Source organism: Dactylosporangium sp. CA-052675 (genome assembly GCF_050947935.1).
GTDB lineage: Bacteria > Actinomycetota > Actinomycetes > Mycobacteriales > Micromonosporaceae > Dactylosporangium.
On the sequence record NZ_CP192010.1, the window covers coordinates 2,306,067 to 2,324,743 of the forward strand.

The following is an 18,677-nucleotide window of genomic DNA, read 5'->3' on the forward strand; positions in this document are numbered from 1 at the left end:
GGCCGTAAAGCGGATTTATCCGGATAAAATCGGACCATGACGCAGGTGGGGCCCGTGGGCAGCAACGGCGGTGAGCCGCTCACGGTGCTGTGGTCGTGGCGGCAGCGGCTCGAGCAAGGGGACGAAAAGCCGAAAGAGCAAGAATCGCCTCAACGGCGCAAATCCCCCGAGCCGAAGGACAGTCTCCCACAAGACGGGCCGCTGGACGGGCCGAAACAGGGCGATCAGGGCTATCTGCCGCAGCTGCAGGCCCGCCTGCGCGACGCGCGCGGCGACGTGAGCGGGATCGTGCGCCGGCTCGCCGAGACCCCGGCCGAGCAGCGCACCGTCCTGCACACCGCGCTCGCGCAGGACCCGGCGGCGGCCGAGCGGGGCCTGATCTGGCTGCTGGAGCACTTCGACCAGCCCAGCGTCGTGGTGCCCGCCCTCGGCCGGCTCGCGCCCGCGCTCGACGCGCTCATCGGCGCCCGGCCGCGCCAGCTCGACCTGTTCGGCGACGCGCTGGTGGCGGCCGCGCGCGAGACCCGCGGCGAGCGCTGGAGCGACGAGGACGCCGGCGCCTGGCGCGACGCCTGGCGGTTCGGGGTCGGGTGGCTGCGCCAGGGTGCCCAGCTGCACGACGGTGAGACCCCGTTCTGGACCGGCACGATCATCGGCCACGACCGGCGCCGCGACGACGTCGCCGTGCTCACGGTCGGCACGCAGCTGCCGTACCCGTTCCGCGCCGGCCAGCGCGCGATCGTCGAGTGCCACACGGTGCCGGGCGCCTGGCGGGCCTGCTGGATCGGCGACCCGCCCGCGGCCGACCACCACATCGAGATCCACGTGCAGGCGCTGCCCGGCGACGCGGCCACCGGCGCGCTCGTGCGCGACGGCGGGGTCGGCGACCCGATCCGCCTGCACCGGGCCGAGGGCGACTTCGTCATCGAGGCCGGCGCGAGCGGGGCGATCCTCATCGTCGCCGAGGACGTGCACGTCACCCCGGTCAAGGCGCTGCTGAGCGAGCTCGCCCAGCGCGGCGACGACCGGGTCGTGCACCTCTTCTGGGGCGTGTCGACCCGCGACGACCTCTACGACCTCGAGTCGCTGCGCGAGCACGCGGCCCGCTGCGCCCACGCGTTCGTGCACGCGGTGGTGGCCCGCGGGCCCGCGCACCCCTACATGAGCGGCTCGTTGCCGCAGGTAGTGGTGGACTTCGGGGAGTGGACCGCGCACGACGTGTACCTCAGCGGCAGCCCCCTGGCCGTCGGTGTCATGCGCAACATGCTGCTGCAGCGGGGGGTCGAGGGCCGGCGCATCCACACGGTGACGCTCGAGCCGATCAGCGCGCCGTGAGGCAAAGTCCATAGGAACCGGGGCGAAGAAAGATGGTCCGGCCGCGAGGTCGATGCGACGATGGTTTTTCGGGCGCGACCGGATGTCACGAGTAGGAAATATCGCAGTGACGCGCCCCGCCGAACGGTGGGCCGGGTTCACGTGTAATCCTGCGCGGAGGCGCCATAAGCGCCGGTCGCGGGCAATGGCGGCCGCGGCCAGGAGCCGGACTGCGGGACGAGACGGGAACGACGCGCATGAGTGAGTACAACATCACATACCCCGACGGCGAGCTCGAGCTCAAGGTACGCAAGGCGACCGAGGGTCCGGGCGGGCTCGAGATCGGGTCGCTGCTCAAGGAGAGCGGCCAGGTCACCCTCGACACCGGCTTCGTGAACACGGCCTCGTGCGTCTCGTCGATCACGTACATCGACGGTGACGAGGGGATCCTGCGCTACCGCGGCTACCCGATCGAGCAGCTGGCCGAGGGTTCCACCTTCCTGGAGAGCTCCTACCTGCTCATCCACGGCGAACTGCCGAGCGCCACCCAGCTCGAGGAGTTCACCAACCGCATCCAGCACCACACGCTGCTGCACGAGGAGATGCGCCGCTTCTTCGACGGCTTCCCGCGCGACGCGCACCCGATGGCGGTGCTGTCCTCCGCGGTCAGCGCGCTGTCCACGTTCTACCAGGACAGCCTGAACCCGTTCGACAAGGAGCAGGTGGAGATCTCCACCATCCGGCTCATGGCCAAGGTGCCGACGATCGCGTCGTACGCGTACAAGAAGGCCATCGGCCAGCCCATGCTCTACCCGGACAACTCGCTGGGCTACGTCGAGAACTTCCTGCGCATGACGTTCGGCGTCCCGTCCACGCCGTACGAGATCGACCCGGTCGCGGTCAAGGTCCTCGACATGCTCCTGCTGCTGCACGCCGACCACGAGCAGAACTGCTCCACCTCCACGGTGCGCCTCGTCGGCTCCAGCCAGGCCAACCTCTTCGCCTCGGTCTCGGCCGGCGTCAACGCGCTCTTCGGCCCGCTGCACGGCGGGGCCAACCAGGCCGTGCTGGAGATGCTGCAGGAGATCCACGCCGACGGCGGCGACATCCAGTCGTTCGTGCGCAAGGTCAAGAACAAGGAGGCGGGCGTCCGCCTCATGGGCTTCGGCCACCGGGTCTACAAGAACTACGACCCCCGCGCGGCGCTGGTCAAGAAGGCGGCCCAGGAGGTCCTCGGCCGGATGTCGACGCCCGACCCGTTGCTCGACCTGGCCATGCAGCTGGAGGAGATCGCGCTGGCCGACGACTTCTTCGTCTCGCGCAAGCTGTACCCGAACGTCGACTTCTACACCGGCCTGATCTACAAGGCCATGGGCTTCCCGACGACGATGTTCACGGTGCTGTTCGCGCTCGGCCGCCTGCCCGGCTGGATCGCGCAGTGGCGCGAGATGATCAACGACCCGGAGACCAAGATCGGTCGCCCGCGGCAGGTCTACACCGGGTACGGCGCCCGCGATTACACGCCGATTGCCGCACGGTAAAGACCCGCTGCGCCAAGTGGTTCTTGCTCGTTTGTCTACTTGACGGAGATCGACCCCGGCTGTCTCATACATGGGTCTGTCAGGGGTCGATGTCCGTTTTGGACGAGTGAGCATACGGAGCCAGCATGAGCGCGCCAACGTTGTCGCCGCTACTGACCGCGGCAGTGCAGGACCGCACGTCGGGGGCCACCGGGGTGGCCCGGCAGGTCCTCGACGGGCTCGCCGAGTTCGTGCACGATCCGGCGACCCTGCGCGCGATGGTGGCGCCGCTGCCCGGGCTCCTGCCGGGGTACGCCTCGATGTGGCACATCGCCCGGGCGGCCAACGACGCCGACCCGGGCCCGGCCCTGCGCGCGATCCGCGAGCAGCTCGACCACGACGTCGCCCGCTCGGTCGCGATCGCGACGAGGGTCCTCGAGCAGCGTGGCGGCTGGGTCCGTACGGCCCCGAGCAGCGCCCTCGTCAAGGCCGTCGTCGCCGCGCTGCCCGCCGGCACCGTCGACGCGCCGGGCACCGAGGGCCTGGAGCCCGTCACGGGCCTGGCCGGCGCCGACGCGATCAGCCCCACCCGCGTGCTCAACATCAAGGGCACCCTGGAGCTGGCCCGCGGCATCCCCACGATCGTGGTGACCACCTCGCTGAAGCTGGTGCCCGAGGACGTCTTCGAGGGCCTGGGCTCCCCGCTGTTCGAGCGCATCCCGCTCGAGGCCTTCTGGGCCGTCGTCCTCGACGGGGAGCTGCTCACCCCGGCCGAGGCCGGTCGCCGCGCCGCCCAGCTGACCTGAGGTCCCGGCCGTCCCGGCCCGCTGCGACGCGCGGCCGGGCCGAGCCGCGGCCGGCTCGGCTCGGCTCGGCGGGACGCCCAGTTGATCTCAGTCCCGGCCGTCCGGCTCGCCGCAACGCTCAGTTGATCTCAGTCGGGGCCGTCCCCGCTCGCCGCGACGGCTGTCGAATTGTCGTCGGCCGATTTATGGGAGCGCTTCTAGGCAGCCCCGTGCCGTTGCCCTCGTGATGATCGCCGCCGGTCCATGCGTGCTGTCCGGCAACGATCAAGAACCCTTATTGATCTCCGGTTCGGAAACCCCTGGTGGCGCAACGGATGCGTGTTCCTGATCCACATTGGACGGTCGGGAAGACGGCACGGTTTGGGGGCTGTGCAGAGCCGGGTCGGGGGAGTACATTTCCTGCAACCCAAGGACAGCCGGGGCCGCCGCTTCCCCCGTGGCGGCGGCCCCGGTCTTGGTTTTCGCGCCCGAGCCCGCGCTCGGGTATTTCGCGCCGGGGGTTTGTCGCGCGACCCGCCGGGACACCACAACGGCATGGCATCCGTCGATACGCGACCGATTGAGCATTCCAGCGCGCCCTCGGGTCCGCCGCCTCGCACGGTGTACCTCATCGGCGGCCTCATCATCGTCGCGCTGATCGTGATCGCCGCCGTCGCGGTCGCCGTGCGCTCCCGGCTGACCGGCGAGCGCGCCGGCGAGGCGGCCAGCACCGTCACCGGCGCGGTCGACGGCCGCGACCATGCCACCCTCGACCTCGTCACCGGCGCCACCTCGGTCACCGTCCAGGCCGCGGACCTGGGCGACACGCTGTTCCGCGTCGACAGCGCCCAGCACCCGGCGGTCACCGACACCCGTGACCGCGTCGAGGTCCACCTCACCGGCGGCGACGCCACCGTCACGATCCGGCTCAACCGGGACGTGCGCTGGGACGTCCGCTTCACCGGCGGCAGCCAGAGCAACTCGGCCGACCTGCGGGACCTGCGCCACCTGGCGAGCGTCGAGTACGTCGGCGGCGTCTCCGCCATCGACCTCACGCTGCCCGCGCCGGCCGGCACCGTCCCGGTGCGCGTCGACGGCGGGGCGAGCGCCGTGCGCGTCCACGCACCCGGCTCGGTGCCGGTGCGGGTCAGGGCCGGTGGGGGAGCGGGGCGGGTCGCCGTCGACGGCGACGAGCACACCGGGATCGCCGCCGGGACCGCGTTCGGCTCCGGCGGCTGGGACACCGCCACGGACCGCTACGACGTGGACGCCGCGGGTGGCGTGTCCACCATCACGGTCGACCGTTTCTAGCGCGGGTCCCGTCCGAGCTCGACGGGCGCGCCCGACACGGGGGCGTCATCGGGCAGGTCGGGCAGGCCGAACAGCTCGGTCAGCCCGGTGATCTGCAGGAGCCGGTGCACGAACGGCGACGGGCTGCGCACCTCGATGCTGCCGCCGACCTCGCGTACCTTGTTGTTCGCCGCGACCAGCGCGCCGATGCCGATCGAGTCCATGAACGGCACCCGGCGCAGGTCGATCGCGAGCAGCCGGGGCCGGTACGCCGCCACGGTGTCCAGCACCACGGAGCGCAGCGCGCCCACGGTGGCCGCCTCGAGCGGGCCGAGCACCTCCACCACGACCGTTCCGCCGGGTATTTCGCCGGACTGGTGCGTCCGGACCATCGCATCGCCCATTCAGTCCGCGTACCCAGCGTGCGGAACCGGAAACGTCACGCGCTGGCGGAGATCAACAGCGGGAGCGTCAACGCGTACGCGCACAGCAGCACGCAAGCCTCCGGCCGGGTGATGCGGTTGCCCCGCTTGAGCAGCAGCCACGCGAGGACGCCGGCCACGACCATCGCGGTCACCGCCAGGAACCCGAACGGCGCGATCGTCTGCCGCCCGGCCGCGATCCCGACGACCGCCCCGCCGATCAGGCTGTTGAACAGGTTCGAGCCGAGCAGGTTGCCGACCATCAGGTCGCCCCAGCCCCGCCGCTGCGCCTGCACCGACGTCATCAGCTCCGGCAGCGACGTGCCGACGGCCACGATCGTGAAGCCGACCACCGCGTCGCTGACGCCCCAGCGGTGCGCGAGCGTGGAGGCGTTGGCGACCAGCAGCTGCGCGCCGCCCAGGGTCGCGGCCAGGCCCAGCGCGCACCGCGTCGCCTCGACCCACCACCGGCCCGGGGCGGGCGGCGGCTCCACGAACGCGGCCACGTCATCGGGCAGGGGATCATCCGGCGGTACCCGCGAGAGCCGCACCAGCAGCCAGAGCGCTCCGAGGCTGAGCACGGCCAGCAGTACACCGGCCACGAACTTCAACCCGACCAGCGCGAACGCCCCGAAGATGGTGACCCCGGCGGCCATGAGCGGCGCCTCGCGCACCGGCACCGACGAGCGCACCAGCACCGGCGAGACCACCGCGACCATGCCCAGGATCAGCGTCACGTTGAGGATGTTCGACCCGACCAGGTTGCCCAGCGCCAGCCCCGCGTTGCCCCGCACCGCGGCCGTGCCCGAGACCACGAACTCCGGCGCGCTGGTGCCCAGCCCGATCACCACGACCCCGATGACCACCGGCGCGACCCGCAGCACCGTCGCGAGCCGGCCCGCGCCGACGACGAGCTGGTCGGCACCCACGGTGAGCAGCGCCAGGCCCACGATGCCGAGCCCGGCCACGAACAGGGTCGACATCCGCCTCCTCCACCACCGCGCCTGGCACGACACCATACCGGTCCGGCGGCGCCGCGCTGGGCCGGGTGAAATCCGAAACCGGTTCCGGCGGATTGACAGCCTCCACCGCTGGCGCAAAGGCGCGCCGCGTTCTACAGTTTTCAACGAGACCGGCGTCTTCCCCCGTGGATGCCGGTCTCACCATGTTTCCGGAGCGTCGCGGCCTGCCTCCACTTTGGACCGCCAGGGTAGATTGTGTTCCCGGCGGAGGGAGTGATCAGGTGCGTTGTCCACGTTGCGGGGCCGAGGGCGTCGACTCCGGCGGCTTCTGCGTCGGCTGCAAGCTGCACCGCGGCCAGACCCCGCCTCCCGCTGCGGCTCCCGTTCCGGGTCCTGCTCCCACGCCGCCGGTCCAGCCCGCCGGCTACGGCCCGGGTTACGGTCGGCCTCCGGCTCCGGCGCCGATGCAGATGCCGTTCTATCCGCCGCCGCCGGCCCCGCCGCGGTCGCGCAACCCGCTGCTGATCCCCGGCATCATCTTCGGCGTCGTCGCGCTGCTGCTCGCCGGGGGCGTGATCGTCTACGCGCTCACCGCCAGTGGCGGGGCACCCGCGGACCAGGGCCTGACCGGCGGCGAGAACCCCGTCGCGGCCCCGAGCATCGCCGCGACCGAGGACGAGCCGACCCCGGAGCCCACCGGCGCGCTCGGCGGGCTCCCCGGCCCGAGCGGCTCCCCGTCCGGCAGCGCGGCGCCGAGCGCGACCGCCGTGCCGTGCATCTGGGGCGTGTTCCTCGAGGAGCAGCACACCGAGCAGGTCACGGTGATCAACACGGGCACGTTCCCGTTCACGGGGAACGGGGCCTACCACCGGTACAACGAGAGCGGCCGAGTCGTGATCGACTACGGCGACGGCATGCACCTGCGCGGCAGCAACGGCTCGACCCAGTTCGAGTACATCTTCGAGGGCTTCATCTCCTACCAGTTCAAGTTCGACGGCCGGACGGTCACCTACTCCTCGCCGCGCCCCGACGGCACCGAGACCTTCATCCGCAACGGCCACGTCGACTACAAGGGCAAGCTCGAGGCCCGCGTCCCCCCGCCGATGCAGGTCAACTGCGGTCCCGTGGCCATGAGCCTCACCAACCAGATCACCACAATCCAGCTCAAACGCACCAGCAAGGCTCCCTAGCTGGTAATACTCAGGTGCCTCCGGCCGGTGCCGATCATGCACCCGGAGGAGGAGCCTGCATGGACAACACGCTCGCCATGGTCATCGACGACTCGCGCGCGATGAGAGGCATCCTGAAACGGATCCTGCTGCCCCTCGGCTTCGAGGTCCGGGAGGCCACGAACGGCAAGGAAGCGCTCGACGCGATCTGGGACGACGACCTCAAGCCGGCGCTCGCGCTCATCGACTGGAACATGCCGGAGATGAACGGGCTGGAGTTCGTCATGGCGGTACGCAAGCAGAAGCATCTGCGCCAGATGACGCTCATGATGGTCACCACCGAGAGCGAGCACGGCCAGATCGTGCGGGCCCTGGCCGCCGGGGCGCACGAATACGTGATCAAGCCGTTCACCGCCGAGGCGATCGTCGACAAGCTCACCTATCTCGGACTCGTACCGCTGGCCGGCGCCGAGCCCGCGGTGACCGCCTGATCTGCGAGGTTCTCAGGAAAGGCACGACACTGGGTCCGATAGGCGACGGAAGAACCCCACGCGCCGAACTACCGTGCGACCCATGACGATCGACTTCCCGCACGGCTGGTGGGGCACGGACCTGGGCGCCGCCCGGGCGAGCATCGGAACCTACGAGCTCTACTCCACCGAGAGCCTGCCGGCGGTCGACGACTCACGCTCCGACGGCACCTTCTCCTGGCTGGTCCCCGGCGCCCCGCGCGATCCGCTGCGGGCCATGGAGGTCGCCGCGCTGGCCGAGCACATCGAGCTGCCGGTGCCGTTCGCCCGGTTCATGAGCAGCCAGGTGCTGATGGACGCCATCCCGTCCTGCACCGGCTGCGACTTCGATCTGGCCCCGCGCCCGGTCCCGAGCCCGGTGGAGCCCTCCGCCCAGCTCGTGCGGTTCCTGCGGGACCAGCAGGACGCCGTCATCTGGTACCTCTACCTGCGCCCCGGCGCCGAGCCGTTCGTGATCGCCTCGCCGTGGCTGCTGGAGATCGTCGGCCTCGAGGACGTCGACCGCGAGACCCTCATCGCCAACATGGTCCACGTCGCCGACTCCTTCGAGCAGTTCATCCACCGGTTCTGGCTGGAGAACTCGCTGTGGTTCAGCGTCAACGAGGGCGACGAGTCCACCGACGAGATGAACCTGTACCTCTCGCATTACACCGCCGCTCTTTAATCTCTTGCGCCGGTGCGGCGGCGAGCCTATCTTTGAACACGTCAAGGCGACAACGAGCAGAGGAGATCGGACGATGAACGGGCACCGCGAGCTGCGACTGGAAGCGCCCAGCGCGACCGACGCCGCCGTGCGGCTGTCCGCCGACGGCCGGTCATGGCTGCTCAGCGCCTTGTCGGCGAGCACGGGCAGGTGGTTCGACTAGAGGCTCGACCTCGCGTCACACCAACCGCCCGAGCTGCTACCGGGCGGTTTTTTTGCGCCATTATATATTGACGGTAGTGAATTACGCCGTGATAGCCCAACGGCAGAGGCATCTCCCTCAAAAGGGGATTGGTGCGGGTTCGAATCCCGCTCGCGGTACGCAAGATCGTTTGGTTCGGTAGTCGGTTTCGCAGTGCAGATGAAGGGAGGAGGCCCGGTGACCGCGGTTCTCGTACTCAACGCCGACCTCGGACCCCTGCACCGGGTCTCACTCCGCCACGCCATCCGCATGCTCCTGCGTGAGGTGGCCGTCGTCCACGAGGCGGAGCCGGACCGGTTGATCGGGGTCTACCCGCACCCGCGGGTCGTACGGCTCGTGTCCTACGTCGTCACCCGCTGGCGCTTCACCGGCGGCCCGGCGTGGTCCCGCGCCGGCGTCCACGCCCGCGACGGCCGCCGCTGCGGCTACTGCGGCACCGAGGCGACGACCATCGACCACATCCAGCCCCGCTCCCGCGGCGGCCGGAACACCTGGAAGAACACCGTTGCGGCCTGCACGGCCTGCAACCAGCGCAAGGGCGATCGCACCCCCGCCGAAGCGGGCATGGTGCTGCGCGTGAGGCCGTCGATCCCGACGTGGCACGCGCTGGTCCAGCGCTGACCGATGGCCCCGGCGGGTCGGCTCCTTCGCTACCGCCGGCTTCGCCGGGGCCTCCAGGGACGCGGTTGCTGGTTCGCCTCGCCGTGGGCTCGCTCCGACGGTCTGCTTGCTGTCGGTCTGCTGCTTGTCGGTCGGCTTTTGTCGGTCTGCTCTGGCCGTCGGCTCCGTCGGTCCGCTGCGTTGGTCTGGTTCGTACGTCCGGTTGGTCTGGCTCGTAGGTCCGCTTTGTTCGCTTTTGTTTCGAGGCGCGGTTCACGCGGTTGGCGGCGTGGTCCACGCGGTTTCGCATCTCGGCCAACGAGGGCTCGTAGCTCATCAGGAAGAGCGCCGCTCTTGCAAAGCGGAGGCGACCGGTTCGAGTCCGGTCGGGTCCACGCCCGGATAGCCCAACGGAAGAGGCGTCTGGTTCAGGTCCAGAAGGTTGGAGGTTCGAATCCTCTTCCGGGTACTTCGCACGTCATCATCGCTCCGGCCCCGGCTGGCTCGGCGTCTTCGTCGCTCCGGTTCGGTGCGGTCCGATGTCTGCGTCGGCGCCGGCTCTGGTCGGCCCGATGTGTTCGTCGCTCCGGTCTCGGCCGGTTCGGCGTCTTCGTCGCTCCGGTTCGGTCCGGTTCGATGTCTGCGTCGGCGCCGGCTCTGGTCGGTCCGATGTGTTCGTCGCTCCGGTCCTGGCCGGTCCGACAGTGGAAGGTTGGCCGAGAGGTAAGGCTGCGGCTTGCTAAGCCGTCGACGGGGGCAACCCCGCGGGGGTTCGATCCCCTCACTTTCCGCGACGCTTCACCCCATCTGGGAAGGCCAGCCGATTGGTGCCGGCACCCGTCTCGAAAACGGCGTTGGGTTCACGCCCGTGTGGGTTCGACTCCCACCCTTCCCGCAGGATCGCTGTGCGGAGCCCTTGGAGGGCTCGCAGAGCGCTTTTCGCGAGGCGGCCGAGGTTCGCATCGGCCTCGGCGCGCGCGGAGGCATTCACGGCCATCTCCTGCCACATCGGCACCATCGAGAGCTCCTTCGTCGTTTCGAGAGCCGGACTGCTTTGTCGTCTCGAGAACACGACGAACGAGCCGCGGAGATCCGGACACCCGACGAGGCACCTGAGCGCCGCCTTACGCGGCCTTGCTCGCACGGTTCTGCTCGCACGGTTCTGCTCGCGCGGTTCGTGCTCGCGCGGCCGGTGCGCGGGCGGCTCGTGCTCGCGCGGCCTATGCTCGGGCGGCTCGTGCGTGGGCGGTTCGTGCGTGGGCGGTTCGTGCGTGGGCGGTTCGTGCTCGCGCGGCCCATGCGTGGGCGGCTCGTGCGCGGGCGGCTCACGCCCGCGCGTTCGTGCTCGCGCGGCTCATGCGCGGGCGGCTCGTGCTCGCGCGGCCCGTGGTTGCTTGGTCCGTGCTTGCGTGGCCCCTGTTTGCTCGGGCCCCTGCTCGGTCCTGTCCCGCCATCTCGCTCAGCCCCGCGCGGAACCCTCTTCACGCTCGGCTCTGTCCCCGCTGTGCCCGTTCGCGCACGATGGCTGTGTACGTTCGTGCACTGAGGTGGTCGTGTCCGGCTCTGCTGCCGCTGTGCGCGTTCGCGCGATGGCTGTGTACGTTCGCGCACTGAGGTGGTGGTGTCGAGCCGTGCTGCCGCTGTGCGCGTTCGCGCACGATGGCTGTGGACGTTCGCGCACTGGAGCGGCCGTGTCCGGCCCGCTGCCGCTGTGCACGTTCGCGCACGGGGGTCGTGCACGTTCGCGCGGCCGTGCCTCGGGGTCAGCGCGGCTTGCCGAACGCGTACCTCGTCAGCACCCGCACACTCCCGGCACTGCGCTGCTTGGCCGCGGCGGGCAGCATCGTGAGCGCGTGGATGCGCGAGGACAGGTGCCACCGCGCGGCCTTCCCGGCCCGCGGCCACCCGTGCGCGTCCATGTCCTTCGCCGCCGAGAGGAAGAACGCCCGAGCCTCGCTGAAGCGGCCGCCGGTCACGGCCGAGGAGGCGGACAGGCTCTCGTTGTGCCGCCGGTACTGGAAGACCACCTCGGAGTCGGCCACCAGCGACCCGCCGCGGCTCACCAGGGCCAGGATGAGCTTGAGATCCTGGATCACCTTGAGCTCGAGGTCGAACCCGACCGCCTGCGCCTCGCTCGTGCGCCAGGCCAGCGACGGGAAATAGAGCCAGTTCCCGCGCAGCAGACTGACCGCGAGCTCCTCGCCGGCCATGCGCACGGTCCCGTCGATCTTCGGCGCGTACACCTTCCGCTTCGTCGTGTCCGCCAGCGTCCGCACCACGGCCCCGTCGGCTCCGACGACCTCCACGCCCGGCTGCACGAGCACCGCGTCCGGGTACTGCTCGATCAGTGCGTGAACGCGCGCGACATACCCCGGCAGCATGACGTCGTCGCACCCCATCATGACCATGAACGGCGCCTCGGCCCGGTCCACGCACTGCTGGAAGTTCCGGGTGATGCCCAGGTTCCGAGGATTCCGCTCGTACCGCACGCGCGGATCGTCCAGCCCCGCGAAGTACTCGGGTACGCCGGTCACCCGCTCGGCGGGATTGTCGTCGAACACGGTGAGCCGCCACCGCTCATCAGTCTGCGCGAGGACACTCTCCACGGCGATCTTGAGCAGGGGCAGCTCACCGTAGTGCGGCAGCATGATGTCGAGCACCGTGCGATCCTAACGACCCGAACTGCACGACCGCGCACTCACATCCGCGCGACCGGCCACCCCCGACCCGCGAGTCGCACACACGCGCGCGCAACCAAACGATCGAGCCGCGCTGGCGGTGCCTACGCACGCACGCGAACGTTCGCTCCGCGCGGCTCGTGCACATTTGCGCGTAGCCGGACGTTCGCTCCGCGCGGGTTGTGTGGCCGCGCGATTCGATGTTCGCTCCGCGGCGGGGTCGTGCACATTCGCGCGTAGCCGGACGTTCGCTCCGCGCGGGTTGTGTGGCCGCGCGATTCGACGTTCGCTCTGCGGCGGGGTCGTGCACATTCGCGCGTAGCCGGACGTTCGCTCCGCGCGGGTTGTGTGGCCGCGCGATTCGACGTTCGCTCCGCGCGGGGTCGTGCACATTCGTGCGCAGCCGGGCGAGCGCACCGCGCCCGAGTCGCCCCACCTACGCGAAGCCGGGCGAGCGCACCGCGCCCGAGTCGCCCCACCTACGCGAAGCCGGGGCCAATGGCATTGCGCGAGGCGCACACACGCATGGGCCGAACGATCTGACGCTCGTGTCCAGCGGCGCCATCGATGCGGACGCGGCAGAAAAAAGCCGGCCCGTCCGCGACAACGGACGGGCCGGCTCGGTGCGTCTAGATCAGTGTCGGGCTCGCCGCGGACCGGCCGGGGGTTGGCCCGCCGCGGCGCGCTTGGCGGCCTGCTGCTCCGGGGTGCCCGGGTCCTCGTCCCACGCCTTCGCGCGGCGGATCTCGTCGAAGAACCCGAGGAGCCGGTCCAGCTCCTGCGTGCTCGTCTTGTCGTCCGCCCGGACGGTCTTGCCCTTCTTGTTGTGCGAGCGGATCTCCCGCCCGGTGGTCGTCGAGGCCGAGTCGTCCTGCTCGCTCTCGTCCGCCATCGGGGCCCGCTGAGCCGGCATGCGCCCGGTCGGCTCCTCGTGGTGCCGGGTCGGCGGCGTGACCGGATCGAAGTGGTGCTCGTCGTAGTCGGGGGCGTCGAAGCTGTACCCGTGCGGCGCGCCCGGCCCGGAGGGGTGCAGCGGCTGGTCCTCGCGGTGGAACGCCCGCGGGGGAGCGACGTGCAGATCCGGGTGCATCGGCGCGTGCCCGTTCACGGGAGCCGCGGCGCCGTTGAAGCCGTTGTGCGCCTGCCCGCCGCCGTTGAACCCGTTCGGACCCTGCGGAGCGGCGCCGTACACGTTGCCCGGCCCGTGCCCGTTGACCGGCCCATGGCCATTGACCGGGGCGTGGCCGTTGACCGGAGCGTGCCCGTTGACAGGTCCGTGGCCGTTCATGGGCGAAGGCGCGCCCGGGCCCGGCACGATCGGCACCATCGGCGCGGTCGCGTCCGGGTTGCCGTTGCGGAACGCGGCCGCCGGGAACGAGCCCGTCGTGTCGCCGGGCCGCTGGCGGGGCTGCGGCATCGGGGGCTCGGGCTGGTACCCATTGGGACGCCCGGGGCGCTGCGAACCATTCGGCGACAGCGGCGCGAACGAGCCGGTCGCCGACTCGGGCACCGCCGGGAACGCGCCCGTCGCCGGCGAGGAGCCGTTGCGCGGCATCCGCGGCGCGTCGAACGAGGTGGTCGGCGCGTCGGCCGGCGGGAAGGCCGGGAACGACCCGGTCCGCGAGCCGCGCTCGGCGTCGGCCGGCGGGAAGGCCGGGAACGACCCGGTCCGCGAGCCGCGCTCGGCGTCGGCCGCCGGATAGGCGGGGAACGAGCCGGTGCGGGAACCGCCGTCGGCCGGGAACGAGCCGGTGCGGGAGCCGCCGTCGACCGCCGGGAACGAGCCGGTCCGGGAGGAGTACCCGCGCTCGAAATCCTGCTCGGGCGCGCGCTCGTGCGCGGCCGAGCGGGGCACCGTCGGATGCGCGCCGGACGGGTGGCCGTTGGCGGGCCGGCCGTCGACGAGGTACGGGCCGTTCGCGTCGCCGTGGCGCCCGGCGCCGTGCCGCGGCGCGTCCGGCGTGATGGTCGGGAACGAGCCGCTGGTGCTCGGCGTGGACGGCGAGACCAGCTCGACCTCGCCCGGCTCGGGCAGCGACTCGAGCAGCCCGGTCGCCAGGATGAACACGTTCGGGGCGGCGCCGCGCGGCACAGCGATGTACGCCCGCTTCCGCGCGTCGATCGGGAGCTTCTCGAGGATCTCGGCGATGGTGTGCGCGGGCGGCGGGATCTCGGCGGCGTTGGGTGCCCCGACGATCACGGCGCAGCGGTTCACGTCCACCGGGAGCTGACGGACCCAGTCGGCCGGGTCGTTGAGGTGCTCCGGGCGCAGCCAGAGGCCCGCCTGCACGACCTCGAGCACCCAGCCGGAGCCGAGCGAGAAGGTGGCCTGCCCGGCCGGGGCGTCGAGGACGTCCGGGCACGGGTTGATCCAGTCGACCGGGCGCGGGGCGCCGGTGTGGGGGGCGTGCCACAGCTCGCGGGCGAAGGTACGCCAGCGGGGGAGGCCCTTGTTGTCGATGGTGACGACGGCGCGCTGGCCGGCGGGCGCGCACAGCGGCAGGCCGGTGCGCACGTGCACGGCCCGGCCGAGCACGTCGGCGACGACCGGACCGACCGGGCCCTCGGCGATGGGGTTCTGCCCGTACGGCGTGAAGACGCACCGATCCGCGGACAGCGTGGGCACGGCCGACACCGCCTGGGCGAGCTCCTCGCGGTGCAGCGGCTCGTCGCCGGGGTGCCCGAGGATCATCGCCGGGTTCTCGTGGTCGGTCGGCACCGAGTAGGCCAGGTCCGTCACGCTGCCGACGCGGCGGCGGTGCAGCCACAGACCGGCCGGGATCTGGTCGAGCACGAGGTCGCCGGGCAGCTCGGGTATCTCGGTGCACAGCTGCGACTCCCACGCCGGGGCGGGGAAGCGCCAGCCGACCCGGACCGCGGGCGCGCCGGTGCGGAAGCGCCAGAAGCCGCCGGGCCGCTGCTCGCCGCGCCCGACGGGGGCGAAGAGCGAGCCGCCGGGGACGCCCAGCAGCGGGCCGGCCGCGGCGATGACGTCGATGCCGAGCCGCATCGCGATCATGTGCGCGGCGGCGGGGCGCTCGTTGGTGGCGCAGGCGCCGTCCCAGGCGACGAAGCGCATCGCGGTGAACCCGCGGGGCAGGCCGTTGGCGAGGACCTCGGCCAGCTCCTCGATCATCGCCGGCTGCAGCTTCACCGTGTGGGAGCTGATCACCACCGCGCATTCGGTGGACCCGTGTGGCGAGACGACCAGGGCCGCTGAGCCCGGGCTGGGCTCCTCACCGGAGTGGACGACCGCACCGGCACCGAGCCAGGACACCTTCATCCCGGGCCAGTGACGCAGCCGCACCTGCATCGCCGTGCTCATGCGGACCTCTCAGCGCTATGGAGCCGTGCCCCGTGGAAGGCGGCTGCCGGCCGCGGCACCACCGTCCCGGCGCCAGGCCGCGTGCGGCTCGGCTCGTCCGGTGTGCGGGCTGCAAGCGGGCAGCGAGAAAACAAGATCGCCCTCCGTCGGGTGTGCCACGAGCGGTGCGGTGCGGAGGGGGTTCCACACCGATCACCGCAGGGCGGCTCTGCCGGATCGTACCGCGCTGAGTGACGGACGCAACCATCTCGTTTGTCGGCGGACGTGCCGAGAAATGCCAACCGGCGGGGGGATTGCGCCCGATTTGCTAGGCTTGGTGGCGACTTCTCCGGAGAGTTGCTCATGCTTCGAGCCGCAGTCCGCCGAATACTGGCTGTCACCGTCGGGCCCGTCCGGCGCCTTGCCTTCATGGTCATCGGGATCGCGCTGGTCCTCGTCGCCGCGTCATCGCTGAGCGCCTGCAAAACCTCTCCAATCGGTACTTCCGGGGCGGGCCCGTCACCGGGCCGTTCTCCTGCATACCCGCAGAGCGGGGTGCTCGTCCTGTATGACACGGGCGGGCAATACGGCTCGCTGGGCGAGCTGTATGCGGTCCAAGCAGGGAATCTGGCCTCCCACTTCGGTGCCTGGCAGGCCGTGCCAGTGACGAAGTACACGTCCGGAACGGCACAGAAGTACCTGCTGACGATCTATATCGGATCGACGTACGACGAGCCCCTGCCCGCCGCGTTCCTCGCCGACGTGGCCGCGGGCGCGCACGTGCTGTGGCTCGGGGGCAACCTGTGGCAGTTGATCGGGAAGTACCCTGGAATCGGTTTTCAGACAGCGACGATCGACGATGCCGCACCGACCGGAATCCGGTACCGCGGCACCGAGCTGACCCGCAACGCCAACGCCGGCGGCCTGGTCCACGCCGTGCTCTCCCAGGGTGTGTACTCCACGACGCTGGCCGAGGCCGAGATGCCGGACGGCACGTCGCGGCCCTGGGCGGTGCGCGTCGGCGGCGTGACGTACGTGGCCGAGGTCCCCTTCACGTACGTCAGCTTCGACGACCGGTACCTCGTGATCGCGGACCTGCTGTGCGATCTGCTGGCGCCGAAGACGCCGGAGCGGCACCGGGCCCTGGTGCGCATCGAGGACGTGGGCCCGCATTCCGACCCCGCACAACTGCGCCAGATCGCCGATTATCTGCATTCTCGTCATGTGCCGTTCGCCGTGGCGGTTTTCCCCGTGTACGACGACGCCGCGGGCATCTATTCCGGCGGCGTGCCCGTGCACCGGACCTTGAGCGGATCTCCGCAGGTCGTGGCGGCGCTGCGGTACATGCGGCAGCAGGGCGGCACCCTGATCATGCACGGATATACGCACGGATTCACCGGCGCCCCGAATCCGTACGGTGTCAGCGCCGAGGATTACGAGTTCTACCGCGCCCACGTGGACGCCGCGGGCACCGTGGTCCTGGACGGCCCGGTGCCGGGCGACTCCGCGGCCTGGGCGCTAGGGCGCCTGGACGCGGCCCGCCAGGAGTGGACGAAGGCGGGCCTGACGCCGCCGGACATCTGGGAGTTTCCGCACTACACGGCCAGCGAGACCGACTACCGCGCGATCGCCTCGGCCCCGGGAATCCGCGCCCGTTACGAGCAGGTCCTGTACTTCAACGGCATTCTCGGCGGCGGTGGTACACGCTCCGTGAGCCAATACTTCCCATATCTCGTAAAAGACGCATACGGTACGCCGGTCATCCCGGAAACACTTGGAAACGTTGCAACACAAAGATTTAACCAGCACGGCGTCCGCCTGGCCCCGGATCTGCTCGCCTCGGCGAGGCGCCAGCTCGTGGTGCGCGACAACGTGGCAAGCTTCTTCTACCACCCGTTTCTCGGCCTGCAGTACCTCCCGGAGTTGATCGAGGGCATGCAGCGGCTGGGGTACACCTTCGTGTCGGCCCCGTCCCTCCTGTGAACCACCACCATCCGAAGACTGGAACCCGTCCAATCTTTCACTCTTAACTGACAACCATGGTTTTCTGGTTGAACGTTTGAGCACTTCGGCCGGTTCGAGGGCCTCGTGGAGCCCGGTCGACCGTCGCCTTCCGGCAGTCCCCCTTCGGCGACCCTTCTTCGCGGCGCGGGCCCCCTTCCGGCCGCGGCGACCTCACCGCATCCGGTCTCGCGCGCGAAGCCACCCATCCGGCTAACCCGCTCGGCTCCGCCTCCTCCCGGGTGGGCCGGCCGCCCGGGCACTCGACCACGGCACTCGTACGCCGTCGTCTGCCGCGAGCCCGCTCGGCGCCGGACGGCGGAACCGTGGCTAGCCCCCGAGACCCAGGCTCCGAGCATGCACAGGCGGGCGTCATCCTCAGCGTGCGACCGACCCCTTGCGCCGCATCTCGCGCCCGACGATGCGAGCGGGTCCGCCAATGCCCGCGCGCCGGGCGGGCGACGCTGAGCGCCGCGGAGCAACCGATCGCCGGGCAGGCCGCACCACACGCGATCGCGGGGATATCGCAATCCGGCACCCGGTCGCGGCAGAGCGTCCACCGCATCTCCTGCGACATCCTCCGCATCCTCGGGGACGGGGCGGCCACTCCGCGTGATGTGGCGCGAGCAGCCCGCTTGCCGCCGCGTGAAGCGACCAGGCCCGGAATGCCGCAGATCCGGTACATGACCTGCCGGGGTATAAATCCGATAAGTCGTGGCGCGGAGCGCCCGAGTTATCGAAATCCGACGAGCCCAGGCACCGTGATGCCGCCCATCCGAAGGTCAGGCGCCGAGCCGGTCAGGCGGCCCGGACCGCGGTCAGCAGGTCGAGCACATCGGCGGTCGGCGGCCCGAGCGCTCCAAGGCTCGTGCGGCTGGGAGCAGCGTCGGACGCGCGGCAGCTACCGCGGCCGAGCACTTCCCGGACCCGGCGAGCGGTCAGCCAGGTCAGCGCCAACTGCGGCTCTCCGGCTGCTTGAGCCCCGACGACCGCCGCGCGATCGTCGGAGCGCTTCAAAGGTTGAGGCGTCCGGCGGCCCCAAGTGCTGTCAGCAGCTCAAACGCTTCGGGGGTCCCGGAGCCGTGCGGCTCGGAGCGGGGTGCGGTCAGCGCGTGGAGGCGGTCGTTGGGGCTCAAGCACTCACAAGGCCGAATACCGAGCTCCCGCGCGGGCCGCGTTCGGGCGACCGGGACGCTG

General features: G+C 70.9%; 14 protein-coding genes and 5 tRNA genes. 15 read left to right on the plus strand and 4 right to left on the minus strand.

Features of this window, described 5'->3' with window-relative positions; all coding sequences use genetic code 11:
- Positions 1-36: 36 nt before the first annotated feature.
- The 4 genes from ACQP1P_RS10325 (at position 37) to ACQP1P_RS10340 (ending at position 4,930) form a co-directional block, all read left to right on the plus strand.
- Positions 37-1,335 carry a hypothetical protein gene (locus ACQP1P_RS10325; protein ID WP_433085368.1) on the plus strand — a complete coding sequence of 433 codons (1,299 nt, stop codon included), beginning with the start codon at positions 37-39 and terminating at the stop codon, positions 1,333-1,335.
- Positions 1,336-1,571: 236 nt separating this feature from the next.
- The gene (locus ACQP1P_RS10330) at positions 1,572-2,855 is read left to right on the plus strand and encodes a citrate synthase (protein WP_433085370.1); all 1,284 of its coding nucleotides are present in this window, start codon (positions 1,572-1,574) and stop codon (positions 2,853-2,855) included.
- Positions 2,856-2,980: 125 nt separating this feature from the next.
- Positions 2,981-3,640: a hypothetical protein gene (locus ACQP1P_RS10335; protein ID WP_433085372.1), complete on the plus strand. Its 660-nt coding sequence runs from the start codon at positions 2,981-2,983 to the stop codon at positions 3,638-3,640.
- A gap of 600 nt (positions 3,641-4,240) precedes the next feature.
- Positions 4,241-4,930: a hypothetical protein gene (locus ACQP1P_RS10340; RefSeq protein ID WP_433085374.1), complete on the plus strand. Its 690-nt coding sequence runs from the start codon at positions 4,241-4,243 to the stop codon at positions 4,928-4,930.
- Here ACQP1P_RS10340 and ACQP1P_RS10345 read toward each other — a convergent pair.
- Together ACQP1P_RS10345 and ACQP1P_RS10350 are read right to left on the minus strand one after the other, a co-directional pair.
- Entirely contained in the window at positions 4,927-5,256 is a 330-nt protein-coding gene (locus ACQP1P_RS10345) for an STAS domain-containing protein (protein WP_433085376.1), read from the minus strand. The genes ACQP1P_RS10340 and ACQP1P_RS10345 overlap by 4 nt on opposite strands.
- A gap of 92 nt (positions 5,257-5,348) precedes the next feature.
- Positions 5,349-6,314, minus strand: coding sequence for a sodium:calcium antiporter (locus ACQP1P_RS10350; RefSeq protein ID WP_433085378.1), 966 nt, complete (start codon positions 6,312-6,314; stop codon positions 5,349-5,351).
- A 443-nt stretch (positions 6,315-6,757) separates the two neighbouring features.
- On the opposite strand from ACQP1P_RS10350, the gene ACQP1P_RS10355 reads away from it, so the two are divergent.
- The 10 genes from ACQP1P_RS10355 to ACQP1P_RS10400 all read left to right on the plus strand — a co-directional run bounded on the left by ACQP1P_RS10355 (position 6,758) and on the right by ACQP1P_RS10400 (position 10,392).
- Positions 6,758-7,483, plus strand: coding sequence for a hypothetical protein (locus ACQP1P_RS10355; RefSeq protein WP_433085380.1), 726 nt, complete (start codon positions 6,758-6,760; stop codon positions 7,481-7,483).
- A 59-nt stretch (positions 7,484-7,542) separates the two neighbouring features.
- Complete coding sequence (locus tag ACQP1P_RS10360) at positions 7,543-7,953, plus strand: response regulator (RefSeq protein WP_433085382.1); 411 nt, start codon at positions 7,543-7,545, stop codon at positions 7,951-7,953.
- A gap of 82 nt (positions 7,954-8,035) precedes the next feature.
- Positions 8,036-8,656 carry a hypothetical protein gene (locus tag ACQP1P_RS10365; protein WP_433085383.1) on the plus strand — a complete coding sequence of 207 codons (621 nt, stop codon included), beginning with the start codon at positions 8,036-8,038 and terminating at the stop codon, positions 8,654-8,656.
- 73 nt (positions 8,657-8,729) lie between these two features.
- Complete coding sequence (locus ACQP1P_RS10370) at positions 8,730-8,858, plus strand: hypothetical protein (protein ID WP_433085385.1); 129 nt, start codon at positions 8,730-8,732, stop codon at positions 8,856-8,858.
- Positions 8,859-8,943: 85 nt separating this feature from the next.
- A tRNA-Leu gene (locus ACQP1P_RS10375) sits at positions 8,944-9,016 on the plus strand.
- Positions 9,017-9,074: 58 nt separating this feature from the next.
- Positions 9,075-9,518, plus strand: coding sequence for an HNH endonuclease (locus ACQP1P_RS10380; protein WP_433085387.1), 444 nt, complete (start codon positions 9,075-9,077; stop codon positions 9,516-9,518).
- 301 nt (positions 9,519-9,819) lie between these two features.
- Positions 9,820-9,892 (plus strand) — tRNA-Ala (locus ACQP1P_RS10385).
- Position 9,893: 1 nt separating this feature from the next.
- Positions 9,894-9,966 (plus strand) — tRNA-Leu (locus tag ACQP1P_RS10390).
- A 237-nt stretch (positions 9,967-10,203) separates the two neighbouring features.
- Positions 10,204-10,288, plus strand: a tRNA-Ser gene (locus ACQP1P_RS10395).
- An 18-nt stretch (positions 10,289-10,306) separates the two neighbouring features.
- Positions 10,307-10,392: transfer RNA gene (locus tag ACQP1P_RS10400), tRNA-Ser, on the plus strand.
- Positions 10,393-11,260: 868 nt separating this feature from the next.
- Here ACQP1P_RS10400 and ACQP1P_RS10405 read toward each other — a convergent pair.
- Positions 11,261-12,157: a glycosyltransferase family 2 protein gene (locus ACQP1P_RS10405; RefSeq protein WP_433085389.1), complete on the minus strand. Its 897-nt coding sequence runs from the start codon at positions 12,155-12,157 to the stop codon at positions 11,261-11,263.
- Positions 12,158-12,809: 652 nt separating this feature from the next.
- A complete protein-coding gene (locus tag ACQP1P_RS10410) occupies positions 12,810-15,500 on the minus strand; it encodes a hypothetical protein (protein ID WP_433085391.1) in 2,691 nt (896 codons plus the stop codon).
- A gap of 408 nt (positions 15,501-15,908) precedes the next feature.
- Here ACQP1P_RS10410 and ACQP1P_RS10415 point away from each other — a divergent pair, with 408 nt between their 5' ends.
- Entirely contained in the window at positions 15,909-17,462 is a 1,554-nt protein-coding gene (locus ACQP1P_RS10415) for a DUF2334 domain-containing protein (RefSeq protein WP_433085393.1), read from the plus strand.
- Positions 17,463-18,677 lie beyond the last annotated feature (1,215 nt).